Consider the following 17,418-nt stretch of genomic DNA (forward strand, 5'->3'; position numbering starts at 1 on the left):
TCCCACCTGAGGATCTTCCCACTTGTCGTCCTGGCCGGCTCCGCCAGGATCTCGACCCCCTCCCTCGGCCGGAGCGGCCTCGGTCGAGGTCATGCGTGGGCGCCCTCCCACTTGCGCTGGATGTGGTTCATGTTCCCCAGCCACCGCTCGGGGTCGGTGGCCCGCGCCCGGTAGAAGTCGGCGACCTCCGGGTGCGGGAGGACCAGGAAGCGGTCGGCCTCCATGGCGTCGAAGAGGGCGTCGGCGACGTCCTCGGGCTCGATCGCGGTCGGAGCGAGGACGAGTTCGCCGGCCGATCCGGCGGCGGTGAGCATGTCCGTACGGACGCCCTGCGGGCAGATCGCGTGGACCTTGAGGCCCCGGTGGCGGTAGGTGAGGGAGAGCCATTCGGCGAAGGCGTACGCGCCGTGCTTGGAGACGCTGTACGGGGCCGCGCCGACCATGGTGAGCAGCCCGGCGGCGGAGACGGTGGAGACGAAGCGGCCGCTGCCGCGCTCCAGCCAGTCGGGCAGCAGGGCGCGGGCGGCGCGGACGTGGGCCATCACGTTGACGTCCCAGGCGGCGGCCCAGACGGCCTCGTCGGCGAAGGCGTCGCCGCCCGAGGCGAGTCCGGCGTTGGCGCACCACACGTCGACGGTGCCGCCGAGGGCCTCGCGGGCCTCCTCCACGATCTCCGAGGCGTCGCCCGGGACGGCGGTGGCGCCGATCTCCTCGGCGACGGCCTTGGTGCGGCCGGGGTCGAGGTCGTTGACGACGACCCGGGCGCCCTCGGCGGCGAACCGGCGGGCCAGCGTGGCCCCGATCCCCCCGCCCGCACCCGTGACGACCACTCCAGAACCCTGCACACCCGTACTCATCGGACCCGCCTCTCCGTTGTCACCGTACGAGCAGACTAACCAGTCGGTATGTGCTCGCGAAAGTCCTCTGCGCACGCCTCGTTCCCCGGGGCGGTCAGGCGCGCTAGCGTGCGTGGCCATGTCGGGGAAGGCGATCAAGGAGGTTTCCGGATGAACCTGTCGAGCCTGTCCAGACGCGGGCTGCTGGCCGCCGGCGGCGCCCTCGGGGCCGGGGCTCTGGCCACCCCGGCGGCCGTGGCGCACGAAGGCGGCCGGCGGGTCCGTACCGGGTTCGAGCGGCTGGCCGCCGACGGGTACCGGGCGCTCGCCGGGGAGCGCGTCGGGGTCGTCACGAACCCGACGGGGATCACGGCGGACGTCCGCCACATCGTGGACGTGATGCACGCCGACGACCGGGTGGACCTGGTGGCCGTCTTCGGCCCCGAGCACGGTTTCCGGGGCACGGCGCAGGCCGGCGGCTCCGAGGGCCGCTACGACGACCCTGCGACCGGGCTGCCGGTCTACGACACGTACCTGAAGAGCGGGCAGCCGCTCGCGGACGTCTTCACCGCCTCGGGCGTGGACACGGTCGTCTTCGACATCCAGGACGTCGGCGCCCGGTTCTACACGTACATCTGGACGCTCTACGACTGCATGGTGGCGGCGGAGCTGGCGGGGAAACGGTTCGTCGTGCTCGACCGGCCCAACCCGGTGACCGGGCGGGCCGCGCTCGGTCCGGTGCTCGACCGCGCGTTCGCGACCTTCGTGGGGCGCGAGCCGATCGCGCAGGCGCACGGGATGACGGTCGCGGAGCTGGCGCTGCTGTTCAACGGGGAGTTCCTGGCCCGGCCGGTGGAGCTGGAGACCGTACGGATGTCGGGGTGGCGGCGCTCGGACTTCTTCGACGCGACCGGGCTGCCGTGGGTGCCGCCGAGCCCGAACATGCCGACGGCCGACACCGCGCTCGTCTACTCCGGCACCTGCCTCTTCGAGGGCACCAACCTCTCCGAGGGGCGCGGCACGACCCGCCCCTTCGAGCTGCTCGGCGCCGAGGGGGTAGACCGGCGGTGGGCGGAGGCCGCGAACGCGCTCGGGCTGCCGGGGGTGCGGTTCCGGGAGGCGTACTTCGCGCCGACGTTCTCCAAGTTCCAGGGGAAGACGGTCGGCGGGGTGCAGGTGCTCGTGCACGACCGGGAGGCTTTCGACCCCGTACGGAGCGGGATCGGGCTCCTCGTCAGCGCCAGGCGCACGTGGAGCGGCTTCGCCTGGCGGCCGGACAACTGGATCGACAAGCTGACGGGCTCGACGCGGGTACGGACCCTGATCGACGCGGGCGCGGACACGGACGAGGTGGTGGGAGCGTGGGGTGCGGACCTGTCCGCGTTCCGCGCGATGCGTAGGGAGTACCTGCTCTACCGGTGACGGGCGCGGCGGGCAACCAGGCGTGGGTCCGGCTCGCCGCGTCGTACGGACGGGTGCGGCGGGCACGGGGCACGGGACACAGGCCCCGGCACAGGCACCGAGCACCGGGCACCGGGCACCGGCCACGGGCACTGGGCACGGGCACCGGGCACGGGCACCGGCCACGGGCACCGGCCACGGGCACCGGCCACGGGCACCGGGCACCGGCACCGGGCACCGGCACCGGGCACCGGCACCGGGCACGGGCACCGGGCACGGGCACCGGGCACCGGTCCGGCTCGCCGCGTCGTACGGCCTGCTCGTCCTCGTCCGCGAAGTCTCCACGGCGCGCCTGCGCCGAGAACCTGGCCGTTCCGCCGTGCGCGCAGGATGCTGACCGCGGGAAGAGTCACCCCAGGGGTTTCCTCAACGGGGCTTCCTCGACGGGCTTTCCTCGACGCGGAGGGACGGGCAGCGCATGGCCGGGATGAGTGTGGAGCCGTACCGGGAGATCACCTTCGACAAGGACGGCGACGGGGCCGCAGGGCAGCGTGAGGCGCTCGCGGGCCTCGCCTCCCAAGGGGTCACGGACGTCGTGATGTTCGCCCACGGGTGGAACAACACGCGCTCCGTGGCCCAGCGGCTCTACTCGGCGTTCTTCGCCCCCTTTCCGGAGACCGTGCGGCCCGATGTGCGCGTGGGTTACGTGGGGGTGGTGTGGCCGTCGATGATGTTCTCGGACGAGCCGATTCCGGACTTCGAGTCCCTGGCGGCCCTGCATCCGGGCAAGGAGGCGACGGTGGGGCGGCTCGCCGTGCTGCTCGGGCAACAGCCGGACGACGAGGCGGCGTTCACCGAATTCGGCGCCCTGCTGAGGACGTTGACGGACACGGACGGCCTGCGCGGCTTCGGCGTGGGTGGTCAGGACGTGCCCGACTTCCTGCTCGCGGACACGGTCGCCGTCTGCGCGATGTTCACCGACGCCCTGGAGGAGGCGGCGGGGCCGGGGACCGTACCGACTCCGCGCGAGGCGTTCGGCGGCAGGCTGACGCGGTACTGGAAGGGCGCCAAGGAGGCGCTGCGGCAGGCCACGTACTACACGATGAAGCGCCGGGCCGGCATCGTCGGCGAGCGCGGTCTCGGGCCGCTCCTCGGCGAGGTCGCCGGCTCCGCCCCCGGCCTGCGGGTCCATCTCGTCGGGCACAGCTTCGGCGCCCGCCTCGTCGGGTACGCGCTGCGCGGACTGCCCGCCGAGGCGCGGAACGTGGCGTCGGTGACGCTGCTCCAAGGGGCCTTCTCGCACTACGCGTTCGCGGCGCGACTGCCGCACGAGCCGGGTCGGGGCGGTTCCCTGCGCGACCTCCAACGAAGGGTCGACGGTCCCGTGGTGGCCTGCTACTCGCGGCACGACACCGCGCTCCGGGTCTTCTACCCGCTCGCCTCCCGGCTGGCCAGGGACGCCGAGTCGCTGCTCGGCGTGGACAAGCGCTGGATGGCCATCGGCCACGACGGCGTCCAGGCCGTCCCGGACACCCCCGTCCTCCCCCTGGCGCGGGCTCTGCGCGACGGAATTCCGGCGTCCGGGTGCGTGAGCGTGGACGCGGCGGAGGTCGTCGGCGAACACAGCGACATCTGCCACGCGGAGCTGGCGCGGGTGGTGGCGTCGGCGGGGCGGATCGGGAGACGGTAGGTCAGTTCCCAGCAGCCTCGGCGAGCAGGCGCTCCATCGTCGCCACGGGCAGCGCCGGGTGGGCGGCGGAGGCCTGGACGACCCTCGGCTCCGGGTCCGTGAGCAGCTCCTCGACCACGTCCGCCGGGAGGGCGGGGTGGGCGGCGATCACGCGCAGAGCCCTGCGTACGGAGTCGGCGCTCCCCGCCATCCGACGCAGCAGCGCGCCGGGGCAGCCGGGGTTTCGCGCGACGGCACCGTAGACGGGTGGGCCGTGCCGTTCGACCAGGTCCGTGAGCTGCTCCGCGGTGAGCCCGGGGTGGGGCGCGATCCGGCGGGCCACCCCGACGTCCGGGTCGGCGACGAGTCGGCCCACGAGCGGAGCGGGGAGGTCGGGGCGCGCGGCGACGAGTGCCCGAACCTGGGCGACGCGGCTCGCGGCCAGGTCGTACAGCTCGGTGTCGGGGGCGGCGAGGATCCGGGGCAGGGGCTCACTCGGGAGACGGCCGGGGACGACGACGGCGAGGAGCAGGTCGAGCGGGACGGCCGGGTTGTCGGCGACGGCACGGCGGACATCGGGGTCGGGGTCGTCGGCGAGCTGCCGGAGCAGGGGTTCGCCGATACTCGGGTTGGACGCGAGGGTCATCCGTACGAAGGCGGCCGGGTGGGCGGCGAGGCGCGCGGGAAAGGGGGCCGGCAGGTCGGTCCGTTCCGCGATCGCGTCGGGCGCCCAGGCCTCCTCCGCGTCCAGGAACGGTGCGAGACCGGCCGGCGGTACGGCCGGGTTGGTGGCGGCCGCGAGCCGGATCCGTCGGACACCCGGCGCGTGGTCGGCGCAGCCCTCGGCGCGTGGGTGACATGCGTCACAGCGGGCTGGTGAGGGGCGGCCGCCGTCGGCGAGGAGGGAGGCGAGCAGGGCGGGCGGCGCGTGCCGGTTCTTCGCGAACTCGGCCCGTACGACGGCGTGCGGGTGGTGGGCCAGCTCCTCGGCGATGCTCGGGCGCAGGTCGACGGCCCAGAGCGCGACCTCCTGCACCACCTCCGGGTCCGGGTCGCGGGCGAGGACGGCGATCACGTCGGAGGGCAGGCTCTCCGCGCGGCTCGCCAAGGCGTGGCGGATCTCACTGTCGGGGTGCGCGGCGAGCTGCCGTGCGGTGACGTCGGGGGCGATGCCCGCGGCCAGGGCGGCCAGCAGCGACCACGGGCGGTCGCGCGGGACGTCGGCCCAGGGCACGTGGCCGCCGGTGATGAGCGTGTCGAGCTCCTCGTCCGTCCGCGCGAGCAGCGTCCTCACCTGCGTATCGGTCAGCTGCGGGCGGTGGGCGAGGGAGAGGTGGACGCTCTCGTCGCCGATCTCGACCAGCCGTCCGAACAGCCGTTCCGGCAAGGCCGGATTGGCCGCGAGGCCCAGGAGTACGTCCTGCATCAGGCCTCCCCCGCGCGCCTTTGATGGGCCCCATCGAAATTCCGATGGAACACCGACGGCCGGTCGTTCGTCCATTCCATAACGTCCTTGACGCCGAAGTACCAGCGACGGAGGTGCGGAGCGATGGCGGGTTTCCGGAGTCTTGCGAGACAGGTGCGCGATCCCGGGTGTGACACGGCGCTGCGGAGGTACTCGCTGCGCAAGTGCCTGGAGCGGTTCGCGCCGTACGGGCACCGCGCGACCTGGGACCACTTGTGCCGCAGGCACAGGTTCGGGCCCGAGGACCGGGATCTCGATCCGGGGCGGCTGGTGGCCGCGCTGGAGGAGCTGGAGGAGGCGCGGGCGGTGTGGCTCGCGTACGAGAAGGAGTTCGCGGCGCGCCGGCGGCGCGAGAAGCACGAGGGGCTGCGCCGACCGGGCGCGCTCGACGACTGGCACCGGCGGACCTGGGGCGGCAACGGGGTCGCGCGCTGCGACGACCCGGAGGTCCATCCCTCGGAGCCGTTGGCCGAGGTGTTGCGGCGGCTGATCACCGCCCTTGAGTCCGCGCCCGGGGAGCACTGCCCGGTGTGCGCGGGGGACCGTATCGACTGGCGGCCGGATCTGGCCGACGAGCCCTGGTTCGGCCCGGTGTGCGGGGAGTGCGGCGTGGTCGTCCCCCGGGCGGTGCTGACGACCGGGGCGCTGGCACGGGCGCGCGGTGGAGCGGTGCCCCGGCTGGCGTCGGTGGCCTGAGGAACAGTGCGTGACAAGCAACGGCGACCACGGGGGCAACGGGGGGACACGTTGATCCAGGTCTGTCTGAACGGGACCCGGGGGCCCGGAGATTCGGCTGCGGTGCCGATGTCGCCGGGCGCGATGGCGGAGTCGGCGGCGCGGGCGGTCGCGGCGGGGGCGCGGGACGTCCATGTGCACCCGAAGACGCCGTGCGGGGGCGACACGCTGTCGCCCCGGGTCCTCGCGGAGACGCTGACGGCGATCCGGGCGGCCGTCGATGTGCCGGTGGGCGTGACGACGGGCGCCTGGGCCGAGCCCGATCCCGTACGCCGGGTGGAGCGCGTGCGGACCTGGACGGTCCTGCCCGACCACGCCTCGGTGAACTGGCACGAGCCGGGCGCGGAGGAGCTCGCGGCCGCGCTCCTGGAGCGGGGCGTGGGCGTGGAGGCGGGCCTGTGGTCCGGTACGGAAGGTCCTGAGCGGTTCCTCCGCTCGCCTCTGGCTCCCCAGGTGCTGCGGATCCTGGCGGAGGTCACCGACCCCGACCCGGCGACGGCCGAGTCCACGGCCCGCGCGCTCCTGGCGGGGCTGGGCGCCTTCGGCTCCCGCCTGCCGATCCTCCTTCACGGCGAGGACGGCGGCACGTGGCCGGTCCTCCGCCTGGCCCGCCGCCTCGGTCTCGACACCCGGATCGGCCTGGAGGACACGCTCGTTCTGCCCGACGGCGGCCGCGCGGAGTCCAACGCCCACCTGGTCGCGGCCGCGCGAGGGGCGTGACCGTACCAGAGCTGAATTCGGTGGCCCACCGTAATTCCCCTCCCGCAGAGTGTCCGGAGCCGAGAACACCGACCCGAGTCTCCGGAGCACCGACATGTCGACGCTGCGCGTCACCGCCGAAACGCTGGCCGTCCACGCCCACCCGAACGCCGACGCGCTGGAGCTCGCCCAAGTGGGCCTCTACCGTGCCGTCGTCGCCAAGGGCGCGTACCGCAGTGGCGATGTCGCCGTCTACATCCCGGAGCAGGCCGTGCTGCCCGCCGCGCTGGTCGACGAACTGGGGCTGACGGGGCGGCTCGCCGGAAAGGCGTCGGACCGGGTCAAGGCGGTGCGGCTGCGCGGTGAGGTGTCGCAGGGCATCGTGTGCCGCCCGAAGGCACTCGCGGACGTGGACCTGGCGGCGGCCGCCGCCGAGGGGACCGACTTCGCCGAGCTGCTCGGGATCACGAAGTGGGTGCCGCCGATCCCGCCGACGATGAGCGGGGACGTGGAGTCCGCGCCCGATCTGCTGCCCTGGGTCGACATCGAGAACCTCCAGCGGTATCCGGACATCTTCGAGCCCGGTGAGCCGGTGGTCCTGACCGAGAAGCTGCACGGATCGGCCTGCCTCGCCACGTACATCGCGGAGGACGGCCGCGTCCAGGTCTCCTCGAAGGGCTTCGGCGCGAAGGGCCTGGCGCTCCAGGAGGACCCCCGGAACCTGTACTGGCGGGCGATCCTCGGCCACGGCGTCCCGGCGGTCGCGGCGCGGCTCGCCGAGCGGCTCGGCGCAAGCCGGGTCGGAGTGTTCGGCGAGGTGTACGGGGCGGGCGTGCAGGACCTGGGGTACGGCGCGAACGCCCGCGGCGAGGACCTCGGTTACGCGGTCTTCGACGTGTCGGCCGAGATCGACGGCCAGGTGCGGTGGCTCGACCCCGCCGAGGTCCTGGAGGCCGGCGAACTGCCCCTCGTACCGCGGCTGTACACGGGGCCGTACGACCTGGACACCGTGCTCACGCTGGCGAGCGGGCGGGAGACCGTGTCCGGGCGCGAGCTGCACCTGCGCGAAGGCGTCGTGATCCGCCCTGTCACCGAGCGGTACAGCCCGGTCGTCGGCGGCCGTGCCATCGCCAAGGCGGTCAGCCCGGCGTACCTGACCCGCAAGGGCGGCACGGAGTACGAGTGACCGGTGCGAGCCCGCGCCGGGTACGAACGACCGGTGTGAGCCGTACGAAGACCGAGGGGCCCGTCCACGGGGGTGGTGGGCCCCTCACCCTTGTCGGCGCTCCCCCATCAGGCGCGAGCCGGTGAGCTGTTCGCCGATCACGTCGTCGGGGTTGGACAGGACGCAGGTCTGCAGGGACAGACAGCCGCAGCCGATGCAGTCGGTCAGGTGGTCCCTCAGCCGGCCGAGCTGTTTGATCCGGGCGTCCAGTTCCGTACGCCACGTCGCCGAGAGCCGGGCCCAGTCCTCGTTGGTGGGCGTGCGCTCCTCGGGGAGTTCGGCGAGGGCGGTGCGGATGGTCGCCAGGGGGATGCCCACGCGCTGCGCGGCGCGGATGAAGGCGACCCGGCGGAGGGTGTCACGGCCGTAGCGGCGCTGGTTGCCGCTCGTGCGGCGGCTGGTGATCAGACCCTTGGTCTCGTAGAAGTGCAGTGCGGACACCGCGGCGCCGCTCCGCGCGGACAGCTGACCGACGGTGAGTTCATGGACCTTCTCCGGAATCTGCGGCACCCCTCGAACCCTACTGTCCGTCTGTCCGTTGACAGCGGGGTCCCCACCCCCACATGCTGAGCAAGCGCTTAGAAACTGGAGTCACAGGTTCACGAAGGGACGAGGGAAACATGGCTGAGCCGAGGATCTTCACCTCCGCCGAGGAGCTGCGTGCCGCCGTCGGCGAGCAGCTGGGGCACAGCGACTGGCTGGAGATCGAGCAGAAGCGGATCGACCTGTTCGCCGACGCGACCGGTGATCACCAGTGGATCCACGTGGACCCGGAGCGGGCGGCCGGCGGGCCGTTCGGGAAGACCATCGCGCACGGCTATCTGACGCTGTCGCTGCTGCCGACCCTGGTCCCGCAGATCATGCGCGTCGAGGGCATGAAGATGGGCCTCAACTACGGCACCAACAAGGTCCGCTTCCCCGCCCCCGTACCGGTCGGCTCGCGGCTGCGCGCCGGGGCCGTCCTGACGGAGGTGACGGAGGCCGGCGGCGGGGTCCAGGTGACCGCGACCGTGACGGTGGAGCGCGAGGGCGGCGACAAGCCGGTCTGCGTCGCCGAGTCGGTCTCGCGCTACTACTTCTGAGCGCCGACCATCCGCAGCACGAGGTCGGCGTAGAGCGCGCCGACCTCGTCCGGCGTCCGGCGGCCCTGGGTGTTGAACCAGCGCGCGACGTCGATGCAGAGCGACAGCACGGCGACCGTCGTGCCCGCCACGTCCGGTACGTCGAACTCCCCGGCCGCCACGCCCTCGTTGATGATCCGGCGCACGGTCGCGTCGGTCTCCCGGCGCAGCGCCACGATCTCGGTGCGGTGCTCGGGCCCGAGGGCGTCGAGCTCGTACTGGACGACCCGCGCCGTGGTGTGCCGCTCGGCGTGCCAGCGCACGAAGGACCGCACGGCGTCGGCGAGCCGCTCACCCGCCGTCCCCTCGCCGTCGGCGGCGTCCCGGAGGATCTCCAGGGCCTTGTCGTGACCGATGCGGCTGATCCGGTGGAGCAGCTCTTCCTTGGTCTTGTAGTGGATGTAGAGCGCGGCCGGGCTCATGCCGGCGCGGCCGGCGATGTCCCGGGTCGTGGTGGCGTGGTAGCCGCGCTCGGCGAACGCCTCGACGGCCGCGACCAGCAGCCGCCGCGCCGCGTCGGGCGCGACCTCGCCCCACGGCGCGTCCTCGCCGCCGGGCGTCTCCTCCGCCACGCTCATCGTTCGCCCCTTCTCCAAGCGTCAGGACGAACACCATACAACGAAGGTGAGCAAGCGCTTAGCGTGAGCGCGGCTCAGAACGCCGAGACACCCGTCAGCGCGCGCCCGATGATCAGCTTCTGGATCTGGCTCGTGCCCTCGTAGAGCGTCATCACGCGGGCGTCGCGCAGCAGCTTGCCGACCGGGTACTCGTCGATGTAGCCGTACCCGCCGAAGACCTGGAGGGCGTTGTTCGCCGCGCGCACGGCGGCCTCGGAGGCGTACAGCTTGGCCTTGGAGGCGGCGGTGGCGAAGTCCTGGCCCCGGTCGACGAGGTCGGCGACCCGCCAGGTCAGCAGCCGGGAGGCGTCCACGTCGACGGCGATGTCGCTGATCAGCTCCTGCACCAGCTGGTACGAGGCGATGGGCTTGCCGAACTGCTCGCGCTCCCCCGCGTAGCGCACGGCCGCGTCGAGGGCCGCCTGCGCGATGCCGACGCAGCCGGCCGCGACCGACATCCGCCCCTTGGCGAGCGCGGCCATGGCGACCGAGAACCCCTTGCCCTCGGGGCCCAGCATCGCGGAGGCGGGGACGCGTACGTCCTCCAGGACCAGTTCGGCGGTCGCCTGGCCGCGCAGACCGAGCTTGCCGTGAATGGCGCGGCGGGTGAGGCCGGGGGTGTCGGTGGGGACGAGGAAGGCGGAGACACCCCGGTGGCCGGGGGCGTCTCCGGTACGGGCGAAGAGCAGGACGACGTCGGCCCAGGTGCCGTTGGTGATGAACATCTTCGACCCGTTGACGACGTACGTGTCCCGGTCGCGGACGGCCCGGGTCGCGAGGTTGCCCGCGTCCGAACCGGTGCCGGGCTCGGTCAGCCCGAAGCAGCCGAGGGCGTCGCCGGAGGTCAGCCGGGGGAGCCAGGTCCGCTTCTGCTCCTCGCTGCCCCAGGACGCGATGGTCTTCGTGACGAGCCCGAGCGAGACGGAGACGATGCCGCGCACGGAGGAGTCGCCGCGGCCGAGCTCCTCGGTGACGAGACAGTACGAGAGGTGGTCACCGCCCGAGCCGCCGTACTCCTCCGGGATGGTCAGGCCGAGGAAGCCGACGGTCCCCAGTTTCTTCACGATCGCCCGGTCGACGTCCTCGGCCCGGTCCCAGGCGACGACGTGTGGGGTGACCTCGCGGGCGACGAAGTCCTCGGCGAGCTGCCGTACCGCTTCCTGTTCCTCGCTGAGCTCCAGGTTCACCACGCCACCGACCTTCGGGAAGACTTTAAATTAGCACTGCTAGTTTCCGTTCCGCAGGCCTACTATGTGGGCCATGGCCCGACCGCGCAAGCCCCTGCTGAGCCGAGACCGCATCGTCGAGAAGGCGAGCGCGCTCGTGGACGCCGAAGGCCTCGCGGCGCTGTCGACGCGGCGGCTCGCGGCCGAACTCGGGGTGAGCGGTCCGTCCCTCTACAACCACTTCCGCACCAAGGACGAGATCCTGGACGCGGTCGCCGACGCGGTCAGCGCGAAGGTCGATCTGTCGATGTTCGAGGAGGGCGACGGCCGGGACTGGCGTACGGCCCTGCACGACTGGGCAGCCTCCTACCGCGCCGCCCTCGCCGAGCACCCGCACATCGTCCCGGTCCTCGCCCAGGGGCCGGGCCGCCGCCCGGCCGGCCTGCGGGTCGCCGACGCGGTCTTCGGCGCGATGGTCCGCGCGGGCTGGCCGCCCGCGCAGGCGACGCACATCGGCGCGCTCATGCGCTATTTCGTCACCGGCTCGGCCCTCGGCTCCTTCGCGCGCGGCTTCGTCGACGACGAGACGGCCTACGACCCCGCCGACTACCCCCACCTCGGCCAGGCGCACCTCCTCGCGGAACACCGGCAGAAGGTCGACGACGGCGCCTTCGAGACGGGGCTGCGGGCGCTGCTCGACGGCCTGGCGATGCAGTACGAGGCGGGGGCGCGGACGAGGCACGAGTCGCGTTCGTAGCGGCGGTCGACGGCCGGCGACACGGAGCGCGAGTCGCGTTCGTGGCGGCGGTCGACGGCCGGCGACACGGAGTCCGTACGCGGCCCTCACGGTTCGGCCGCCGCCGAACCGTGAGGGCGCCATCCTGGTCCCATGGCATCCAAAGACCTCGCCGCCCTCGCCGCGCTCTTCGCCGACGAGACCCGTGCCGCGTTCGTGCTCGCCCTGCTCGACGGGCGGGCCTGGACCGCCGGGGAGCTCGCGCGGCACGCGCGCGTGGCGCCGTCCACCGCCAGCGAGCACCTCGGCAAGCTCGTCGCGGGCGGGGTGCTCGCGGAGGAGCGGCAGGGGCGGCACCGGTACGTACGGCTGGCCGACCCGGGGATCGCGCACCTGGTGGAGGACCTCGCCGCCCGCGCCGAGCCGGCACGGGCGGCACCGCCGTCGACGCTGGGCGCGGCGGGCGCGGGGCGGGCGATGGCCCGGGGCCGTACCTGCTACGACCATCTCGCGGGGCGGCTCGGGATCGTCATCACCGAGGCGCTGACCGCACGTGGACTGCTGCGCCAGGACACCGGGTTCGCGCTGACCGACCAGGGCGTGGCCTGGTTCGGGGAGCGCGGCATCCCTCTGGCGGCCTCGGGGCGGCGGCCGGTCGCGCGCGGCTGTCTCGACTGGACCGAGCGCAGGCCGCATCTCGCCGGGATCGCGGGCGCGGCGCTCTGCGCGCACGCCCTGGAGAGCGGCTGGTGCGTACGGATCGGGTCGCAGCGCGCGGTGCGGGTGACCGCCGCCGGCGAGCGCGCGCTGCACGAGGCACTGGGCATCGACCCGGCGATCTTGCGGTGAACGCCGAAGCGTCCGGGGCCTACGGTCGCCCCATGTCGAACTCCCCGGACTCTCCCGCTCCCCGCCGCGCCTCTCGCCTGGCGCTCGCCGCCGCCGCCGTCACCGTCGTCCTGTGGGCCTCCGCCTTCGTCTCGATCCGCAGCGCCGGGGCGGCCTACTCCCCCGGCGCCCTCGCCCTCGGGCGGCTCCTCTCCGGGGCGCTCGCCCTCGGGGCGGTCCTGCTGATCCGGCGGGAGGGGCTGCCGCCCCGGGCGGCCTGGCCGGGGATCGCGGTCTCCGGGGTGCTGTGGTTCGGCGCGTACATGGTGGCGCTCAACTGGGGTGAGCAGGAGGTCGACGCGGGTACGGCCGCGATGGTCGTGAACATCGGACCGATCCTGATCGCCCTGCTCGGCGCCCGGTTCCTCGGCGAGAAGCTGCCGCCCCGGCTGGTCGCGGGCATGGCCGTGTCCTTTGCGGGCGCGGTGGCCGTGGGGCTGTCGATGTCGGGTGAGGGGCACGCCTCGGTCCTCGGCGTCGTGCTCTGTCTGGTGGCGGCGGTCGCGTACGCGGGCGGTGTCGTCGCGCAGAAGCCGGCCCTGGCGCACGGAAGCGCCCTCCAGGTCACGACGTTCGGGTGTCTGGTCGGCGCGGTGGCGTGCCTGCCGTTCGCCGGGCAGCTGGTCGACGAGGCGGCGCGGGCGCCGCTGTCGGCGACCCTGAACATGGTGTACCTCGGGGTGTTCCCGACCGCCCTCGCCTTCACGACCTGGGCCTACGCCCTGGCCCGTACGACCGCGGGACGGATGGGCGCGACGACGTACGCCGTGCCGGCGCTCGTGGTCCTGATGGCGTGGGTGTTCCTCGGCGAACTGCCGGGCCTGCTCACGCTCGCGGGCGGGGCGCTCTGTCTGGCGGGTGTGGCGGTCTCGCGCTCCCGGCCGAAGCCCTCGGCGAAGGCGAAGGCCGGGAGCGCCCCGTACGGAGAACGCCGCTAGAAGACCACCAGCGCCCGGCCGCCCTTGCCCGCGAGCATGTTGTCGAAGGCGCCCGGGATGCCGTCCAGGGTGATCCGTTCGGTGACCAGCGCGCCCAGGTCGAGGCGGCCGGCCCGGATGTGCTCGGCGAGGACCGGCAGGTCCTTGGCCGGGTCGGAGTTCCCGTACACGCAGCCCGAGAGGGTCCGGCCCCAGTGGAAGAGCTCCAGGGCGTGGAAGGTGACCTGCTGGTCCTTGCCGCCGATGCCGACGACCGTGGTGCGGCCGCCGCGCCGGGTGGAGTCCCAGGCGGTACGGATGGTGGTGGCGCGGCCCACGCACTCGACGGCCACGTCGGCGCCCTGACCGCCCGTCAGCTTCCGGACCTCCTTGGCGGTGGTCTCGGAGGCGATCACGTACTCGGTCGCTCCGGCGGCCCGGGCCAGGGCCTCCTTCTCCGGCGAGACGTCCACGGCGATGATCGTCGAGGCGCCCGCGATCCGGGCGGCCTGGATCGTGGCGAGGCCGACGCCGCCGACGCCGTACACGACGACGGACTCGCCCTGCCGGACCCGCGCCGAGTGGTGGACCGCGCCCCAGCCGGTGAGGACGGCGCAGCCGAGGAGGGCCGCGTCGGTGAGCGGGACCCCGTCCGGAACGGGCAGGACGCACTTCGCCGCGACGACGGTCTCCTCGGCGAAGGCGGCTACGTTGAGACCGGGGTGGACGTCGGTGCCGGACTCGGTGGTGGCGTGCACGTTCGCCGCGCCGGTGAGCGCGTCGGCGCAGAGCCAGACCTCGCCGAGCGAGCAGGAGTGGCAGGCGCCGCAGGACGGCGCCCAGTTGAGGACCACGCCGTCTCCGGGGGCGACATGGGTGACGCCCTCACCGACGGCGACGACCGTGCCCGCGCCCTCGTGACCGAGGACGGCGGGGACGGGCACGCGCATGGTGCCGTTGGTCAGGGACAGGTCGGAGTGGCAGACCCCGGCGGCGGCGAGGCGGACCCGAACCTGGCCGGGGCCTGGCTCGGGCAGACGTATGCCGGTGATCTCCAGCGGAGAGCCGACGGCGGGCAGGAAGGCGGCGCGGACCACGCTCATGACGCGTCTTGCTCCTCAGGTGCTCGGATCGGTGTTCGTCGCGGGCCGGATCGGCTCAGAACTGGAGGGACTTGGTCTGGAGGTACTCGGACAGGCCGTGCGCCCCGAGTTCGCGCCCCACGCCCGACTGCTTGTAGCCGCCGAACGGCGCCAGCGGGTTGAAGCGGCCGCCGTTGATGTCGACCTGGCCGGTCTCCATGCGCCGGGCGAAGGCGACGGCCTCCTCCGGCTCGCCCCAGACGGCGCCGCCGAGCCCGTACACGGTCCCGTTGGCGATGGCGAGGGCGTCGTCCTCGTCCTCGTACCGCAGGATCGAGACGACCGGGCCGAAGATCTCCTCCTGGGCGATGGTCATCTCCGGGGTGACGTCGGCGAAGACCGTCGGGGAGACGTAGTAGCCGGTCTCGCGCGGGGCCTCGGGGCCGCCGGCGACGATCCGGGCGCCCTCCTCGACGCCCTTCTCGATGTAGCCGCGCACCCGCTGCTGCTGCTTGGCGCTGACGAGCGGGCCGACGCGCTCGCCCGGGACGTACTTGGCGACGGCCTCGGCGGCCAGCGCCACCGCCTCGTCGTACTGGTCACGGTGGACGAGCATCCGGGTCCAGGCGCTGCACGTCTGGCCGGAGTTGCTCATGACGTTGGCGACGCCGACCGCGACGGCCTTGCCGAGGTCGGCGCTCGGCAGGATGACGTTGGCGGACTTGCCGCCGAGCTCCAGGGCGACCCGCTTGACCGCCCCTCCCGCGAGGGCGCCGATCCGCCGGCCGACGGCGGTGGAGCCGGTGAAGGAGACGAGGTCGACGTCCTCGTGCTCGGCGAGCGCCTGCCCGGCGACCGGGCCGAGGCCGGTGACCAGGTTGAAGACCCCTGCGGGGATGCCCGCCGAGTGGACCACCTCGGCGAAGAGCTGGGCGGTCAGCGGGGTGTCCTCGGCCGGCTTGAGGACGACGGTGCAGCCGGCCGCGAGGGCGGGGGCGACCTTGGCGACGATCTGGTGGAGCGGGTAGTTCCACGGGGTGATCGCGCCGACGACACCGACCGGCTCGGAGTAGACGGTGGAGTTGCCGACCTTCTCCTCGAAGGGGTGGGTGGCGGCGAGTTCGGCGTACGAGCCGGCCACGGCGACGGGCAGGCCGGCGTGGACGGCGGCGGCGAGCTGCGGCGGGGCGCCCAGCTCCGCGGTGACGGTGGCGGCGATCTCCTCCGCGCGGGCCGCGAGTCCGTCGCGGAGCGCGCCGATCAGCTTGGCGCGCTCGGCGGGAGGGGTGGCGGCCCAGCCGGGGAAGGCCGCGCGCGCGGACCGTACGGCGGCGTCGACGTCCTCGGCGTTGCCGGCCGGCACATGGGCGATGACCTGCTCGTCCGCCGGGTTGACGACCGGGAGGGTGTCCGAGGAGGCGGCGGGCCGCCACTCCCCGCCGATGTACATCGCGTCGTGACTCTTCATCCGCTGCTCCTTCGGCTCTTCGGTCTCTCGGTCTCTCGCTCGCCGTCCGGCACCAAACTAGCGCTGTTAGTTTTCTGGCGCCAGGGCCGCTTGTCTCCGCTCGGACACCGGCCTCAGAAGTCGGCCCGGGTCGGCTCGTCGAGGCGGGCCACCGACTCCTGCCCGAAGGCCTTCCGGTACGCCTCCCTGACCCGCTCGATCCGCGGGTCGTGCAACCGCGCCTCGGACGCGGGGTACAGCAGGATCAACTCGTACGAGCGCTCCCGCTCGATGATCCCGTTCTGGTCGCGCCACTGTCCACGCCCGTTCTGGACAGTCAGCCCGGCCGGAAAGGCAGGGGTGACCTCGCTGTCGACGAAGGCCATGAACTGCTCGTCGGTGACCGCCGGGCCGCCGTCGGGGCGCTCGGTCCCGAAGAAGAGCCGGGTCTCGAGGTACGCCTTGCCCCGGGCCTGGGCGATGGCGGCGGCCGGGGCACCGGCGCTCTCGCCGAGGGTGGCGTACGCGGTGGGGGCACCGACGGCGATCAGCAGCCCGGCGGTCGCGACGGCGACGCGGGTACGGGTGGTCGGCGGGCGGAGGGGCATGGGCACGTCCTCATGGTGCGGGGGCGGGCGGGGCCTGCGCGGCCGGAAGACCTCGGTCCGGTCTCCGGGGCTCGGTGACTCCCCATCAACGGACCAGTTCTAGCGTCCCGACCCGAGCCCGCCCGCCACCTTCACCACGGCGCGCCGAAGCCGCCCGCAGCGTCGGCGGGCGGCGTGCCGTTCAGATCGTCCGGGCGACGTCCGTGAGGTGGGCGAAGACGACGATGTTCGACGTGTAGCCCTTCTTGGTGTCGAAGGGCCCGCCGCAGGTGAGCAGCCGTAGTTCCGGGCGGCCCGTGGAGCCGTAGACCTCGCGGTCGGGGAATTCCTCCTTCGTGTACGTGCGCACCTTGTCGACCGTGAAGACGGCGACCTTGCCGTCGGCCCGGGCGACGCGGACGGTGTTGCCGGGGGTGAGCGAGTTGAGGTTGAGGAAGATGGCGGGCCCGGTGCGGGTGTCGCGGTGACCCACGACGATCGCGGTGCCGCGTTCGCCGGGGGCGGGCCCGCCCTCGTACCAGCCGACGATCCGGGGGTTGTCGACCGGCGGGGTGCCGAGCTGCCCCGCCCGGTCCAGGTTCAGGCCCGTGATCGGCGCCTCGATGGTGATCGCCGGGATGGCCAGGCTGGTGGCGCGCGAACGCGCCAGGGGCGGGGGCGGCGGCTGAGGCTTGGCCGGAGCCGGCCTCGGTGTGGACTTGGGCTTCGGCAGGGGCTTCGGCTCGGACGGAGACGGCGCCTCCGGCTTCTGGTCGGGCCGCCCGGGATCCACCGGGGCGGCGGCGGGCATCGCCGCCGCCCCGTAC

General features: G+C 73.5%; 18 protein-coding genes. 9 read left to right on the plus strand and 9 right to left on the minus strand.

The genetic code is table 11. The annotated features are described in order from the left end of the window. Positions 1-89: 89 nt before the first annotated feature. Positions 90-857 carry an SDR family oxidoreductase gene (locus ACWF79_RS30780; protein ID WP_453731457.1) on the minus strand — a complete coding sequence of 256 codons (768 nt, stop codon included), beginning with the start codon at positions 855-857 and terminating at the stop codon, positions 90-92. A 150-nt stretch (positions 858-1,007) separates the two neighbouring features. Between ACWF79_RS30780 and ACWF79_RS30785 the strand changes: the two genes are divergently transcribed. Further along, on the plus strand, positions 1,008-2,258 hold the full coding sequence (locus ACWF79_RS30785; protein WP_453731458.1) for an exo-beta-N-acetylmuramidase NamZ family protein: 1,251 nt from the start codon (positions 1,008-1,010) through the stop codon (positions 2,256-2,258). Positions 2,259-2,715: 457 nt separating this feature from the next. Continuing rightward, positions 2,716-3,927 carry a serine-threonine protein kinase gene (locus ACWF79_RS30790; protein ID WP_453731459.1) on the plus strand — a complete coding sequence of 404 codons (1,212 nt, stop codon included), beginning with the start codon at positions 2,716-2,718 and terminating at the stop codon, positions 3,925-3,927. A 1-nt stretch (position 3,928) separates the two neighbouring features. On the opposite strand, the gene ACWF79_RS30795 is transcribed toward ACWF79_RS30790, so the two are convergent. Then, positions 3,929-5,332: a hypothetical protein gene (locus tag ACWF79_RS30795; protein WP_453731460.1), complete on the minus strand. Its 1,404-nt coding sequence runs from the start codon at positions 5,330-5,332 to the stop codon at positions 3,929-3,931. Positions 5,333-5,455: 123 nt separating this feature from the next. Here ACWF79_RS30795 and ACWF79_RS30800 point away from each other — a divergent pair, with 123 nt between their 5' ends. From ACWF79_RS30800 to ACWF79_RS30810, 3 genes are all read left to right on the plus strand, one after another. Continuing rightward, positions 5,456-6,067, plus strand: coding sequence for a hypothetical protein (locus ACWF79_RS30800; protein WP_453731461.1), 612 nt, complete (start codon positions 5,456-5,458; stop codon positions 6,065-6,067). A 51-nt stretch (positions 6,068-6,118) separates the two neighbouring features. Further along, positions 6,119-6,826, plus strand: a complete 708-nt coding sequence (locus tag ACWF79_RS30805) for a 3-keto-5-aminohexanoate cleavage protein (protein ID WP_453731462.1) — start codon at positions 6,119-6,121, stop codon at positions 6,824-6,826. Between the two features lie 94 nt (positions 6,827-6,920). After that, on the plus strand, positions 6,921-7,991 hold the full coding sequence (locus ACWF79_RS30810) for an RNA ligase (ATP) (RefSeq protein ID WP_453731463.1): 1,071 nt from the start codon (positions 6,921-6,923) through the stop codon (positions 7,989-7,991). A gap of 84 nt (positions 7,992-8,075) precedes the next feature. Here ACWF79_RS30810 and soxR read toward each other — a convergent pair whose 3' ends face one another. Further along, positions 8,076-8,540, minus strand: coding sequence for a redox-sensitive transcriptional activator SoxR (soxR, locus tag ACWF79_RS30815; protein ID WP_453731464.1), 465 nt, complete (start codon positions 8,538-8,540; stop codon positions 8,076-8,078). 110 nt (positions 8,541-8,650) lie between these two features. Here soxR and ACWF79_RS30820 point away from each other — a divergent pair, with 110 nt between their 5' ends. Next, positions 8,651-9,112: a MaoC family dehydratase gene (locus ACWF79_RS30820; protein ID WP_362004307.1), complete on the plus strand. Its 462-nt coding sequence runs from the start codon at positions 8,651-8,653 to the stop codon at positions 9,110-9,112. On the opposite strand, the gene ACWF79_RS30825 is transcribed toward ACWF79_RS30820, so the two are convergent. Together ACWF79_RS30825 and ACWF79_RS30830 are read right to left on the minus strand one after the other, a co-directional pair. Further along, positions 9,103-9,729: a TetR/AcrR family transcriptional regulator gene (locus ACWF79_RS30825; protein ID WP_453731465.1), complete on the minus strand. Its 627-nt coding sequence runs from the start codon at positions 9,727-9,729 to the stop codon at positions 9,103-9,105. The genes ACWF79_RS30820 and ACWF79_RS30825 overlap by 10 nt on opposite strands. 74 nt (positions 9,730-9,803) lie before the next feature. After that, on the minus strand, positions 9,804-10,958 hold the full coding sequence (locus ACWF79_RS30830; protein WP_453731466.1) for an acyl-CoA dehydrogenase family protein: 1,155 nt from the start codon (positions 10,956-10,958) through the stop codon (positions 9,804-9,806). Positions 10,959-11,028: 70 nt separating this feature from the next. Between ACWF79_RS30830 and ACWF79_RS30835 the strand changes: the two genes are divergently transcribed. The 3 genes from ACWF79_RS30835 to ACWF79_RS30845 all read left to right on the plus strand — a co-directional run bounded on the left by ACWF79_RS30835 (position 11,029) and on the right by ACWF79_RS30845 (position 13,496). After that, the gene (locus ACWF79_RS30835; RefSeq protein ID WP_453731467.1) at positions 11,029-11,691 is read left to right on the plus strand and encodes a TetR/AcrR family transcriptional regulator; all 663 of its coding nucleotides are present in this window, start codon (positions 11,029-11,031) and stop codon (positions 11,689-11,691) included. 132 nt (positions 11,692-11,823) lie between these two features. Continuing rightward, the gene (locus ACWF79_RS30840) at positions 11,824-12,519 is read left to right on the plus strand and encodes an ArsR/SmtB family transcription factor (RefSeq protein WP_453731468.1); all 696 of its coding nucleotides are present in this window, start codon (positions 11,824-11,826) and stop codon (positions 12,517-12,519) included. Between the two features lie 32 nt (positions 12,520-12,551). After that, on the plus strand, positions 12,552-13,496 hold the full coding sequence (locus ACWF79_RS30845) for a DMT family transporter (RefSeq protein WP_453731469.1): 945 nt from the start codon (positions 12,552-12,554) through the stop codon (positions 13,494-13,496). Here the strand turns inward: ACWF79_RS30845 and ACWF79_RS30850 are convergent. The 4 genes from ACWF79_RS30850 to ACWF79_RS30865 form a co-directional block, all read right to left on the minus strand. Then, the gene (locus tag ACWF79_RS30850; RefSeq protein ID WP_453731470.1) at positions 13,493-14,578 is read right to left on the minus strand and encodes a Zn-dependent alcohol dehydrogenase; all 1,086 of its coding nucleotides are present in this window, start codon (positions 14,576-14,578) and stop codon (positions 13,493-13,495) included. The two genes, ACWF79_RS30845 and ACWF79_RS30850, sit on opposite strands and share 4 nt — an antisense overlap. Before the next feature lie 55 nt (positions 14,579-14,633). Beyond that, positions 14,634-16,025, minus strand: a complete 1,392-nt coding sequence (locus tag ACWF79_RS30855; RefSeq protein ID WP_453731471.1) for an aldehyde dehydrogenase family protein — start codon at positions 16,023-16,025, stop codon at positions 14,634-14,636. A gap of 113 nt (positions 16,026-16,138) precedes the next feature. Next, on the minus strand, positions 16,139-16,612 hold the full coding sequence (locus tag ACWF79_RS30860) for a DUF3574 domain-containing protein (RefSeq protein ID WP_453731472.1): 474 nt from the start codon (positions 16,610-16,612) through the stop codon (positions 16,139-16,141). Positions 16,613-16,793: 181 nt separating this feature from the next. Beyond that, complete coding sequence (locus ACWF79_RS30865) at positions 16,794-17,402, minus strand: class F sortase (protein ID WP_453731473.1); 609 nt, start codon at positions 17,400-17,402, stop codon at positions 16,794-16,796. Positions 17,403-17,418 lie beyond the last annotated feature (16 nt).

The organism is Streptomyces sp. NPDC054975, assembly GCF_053609105.1.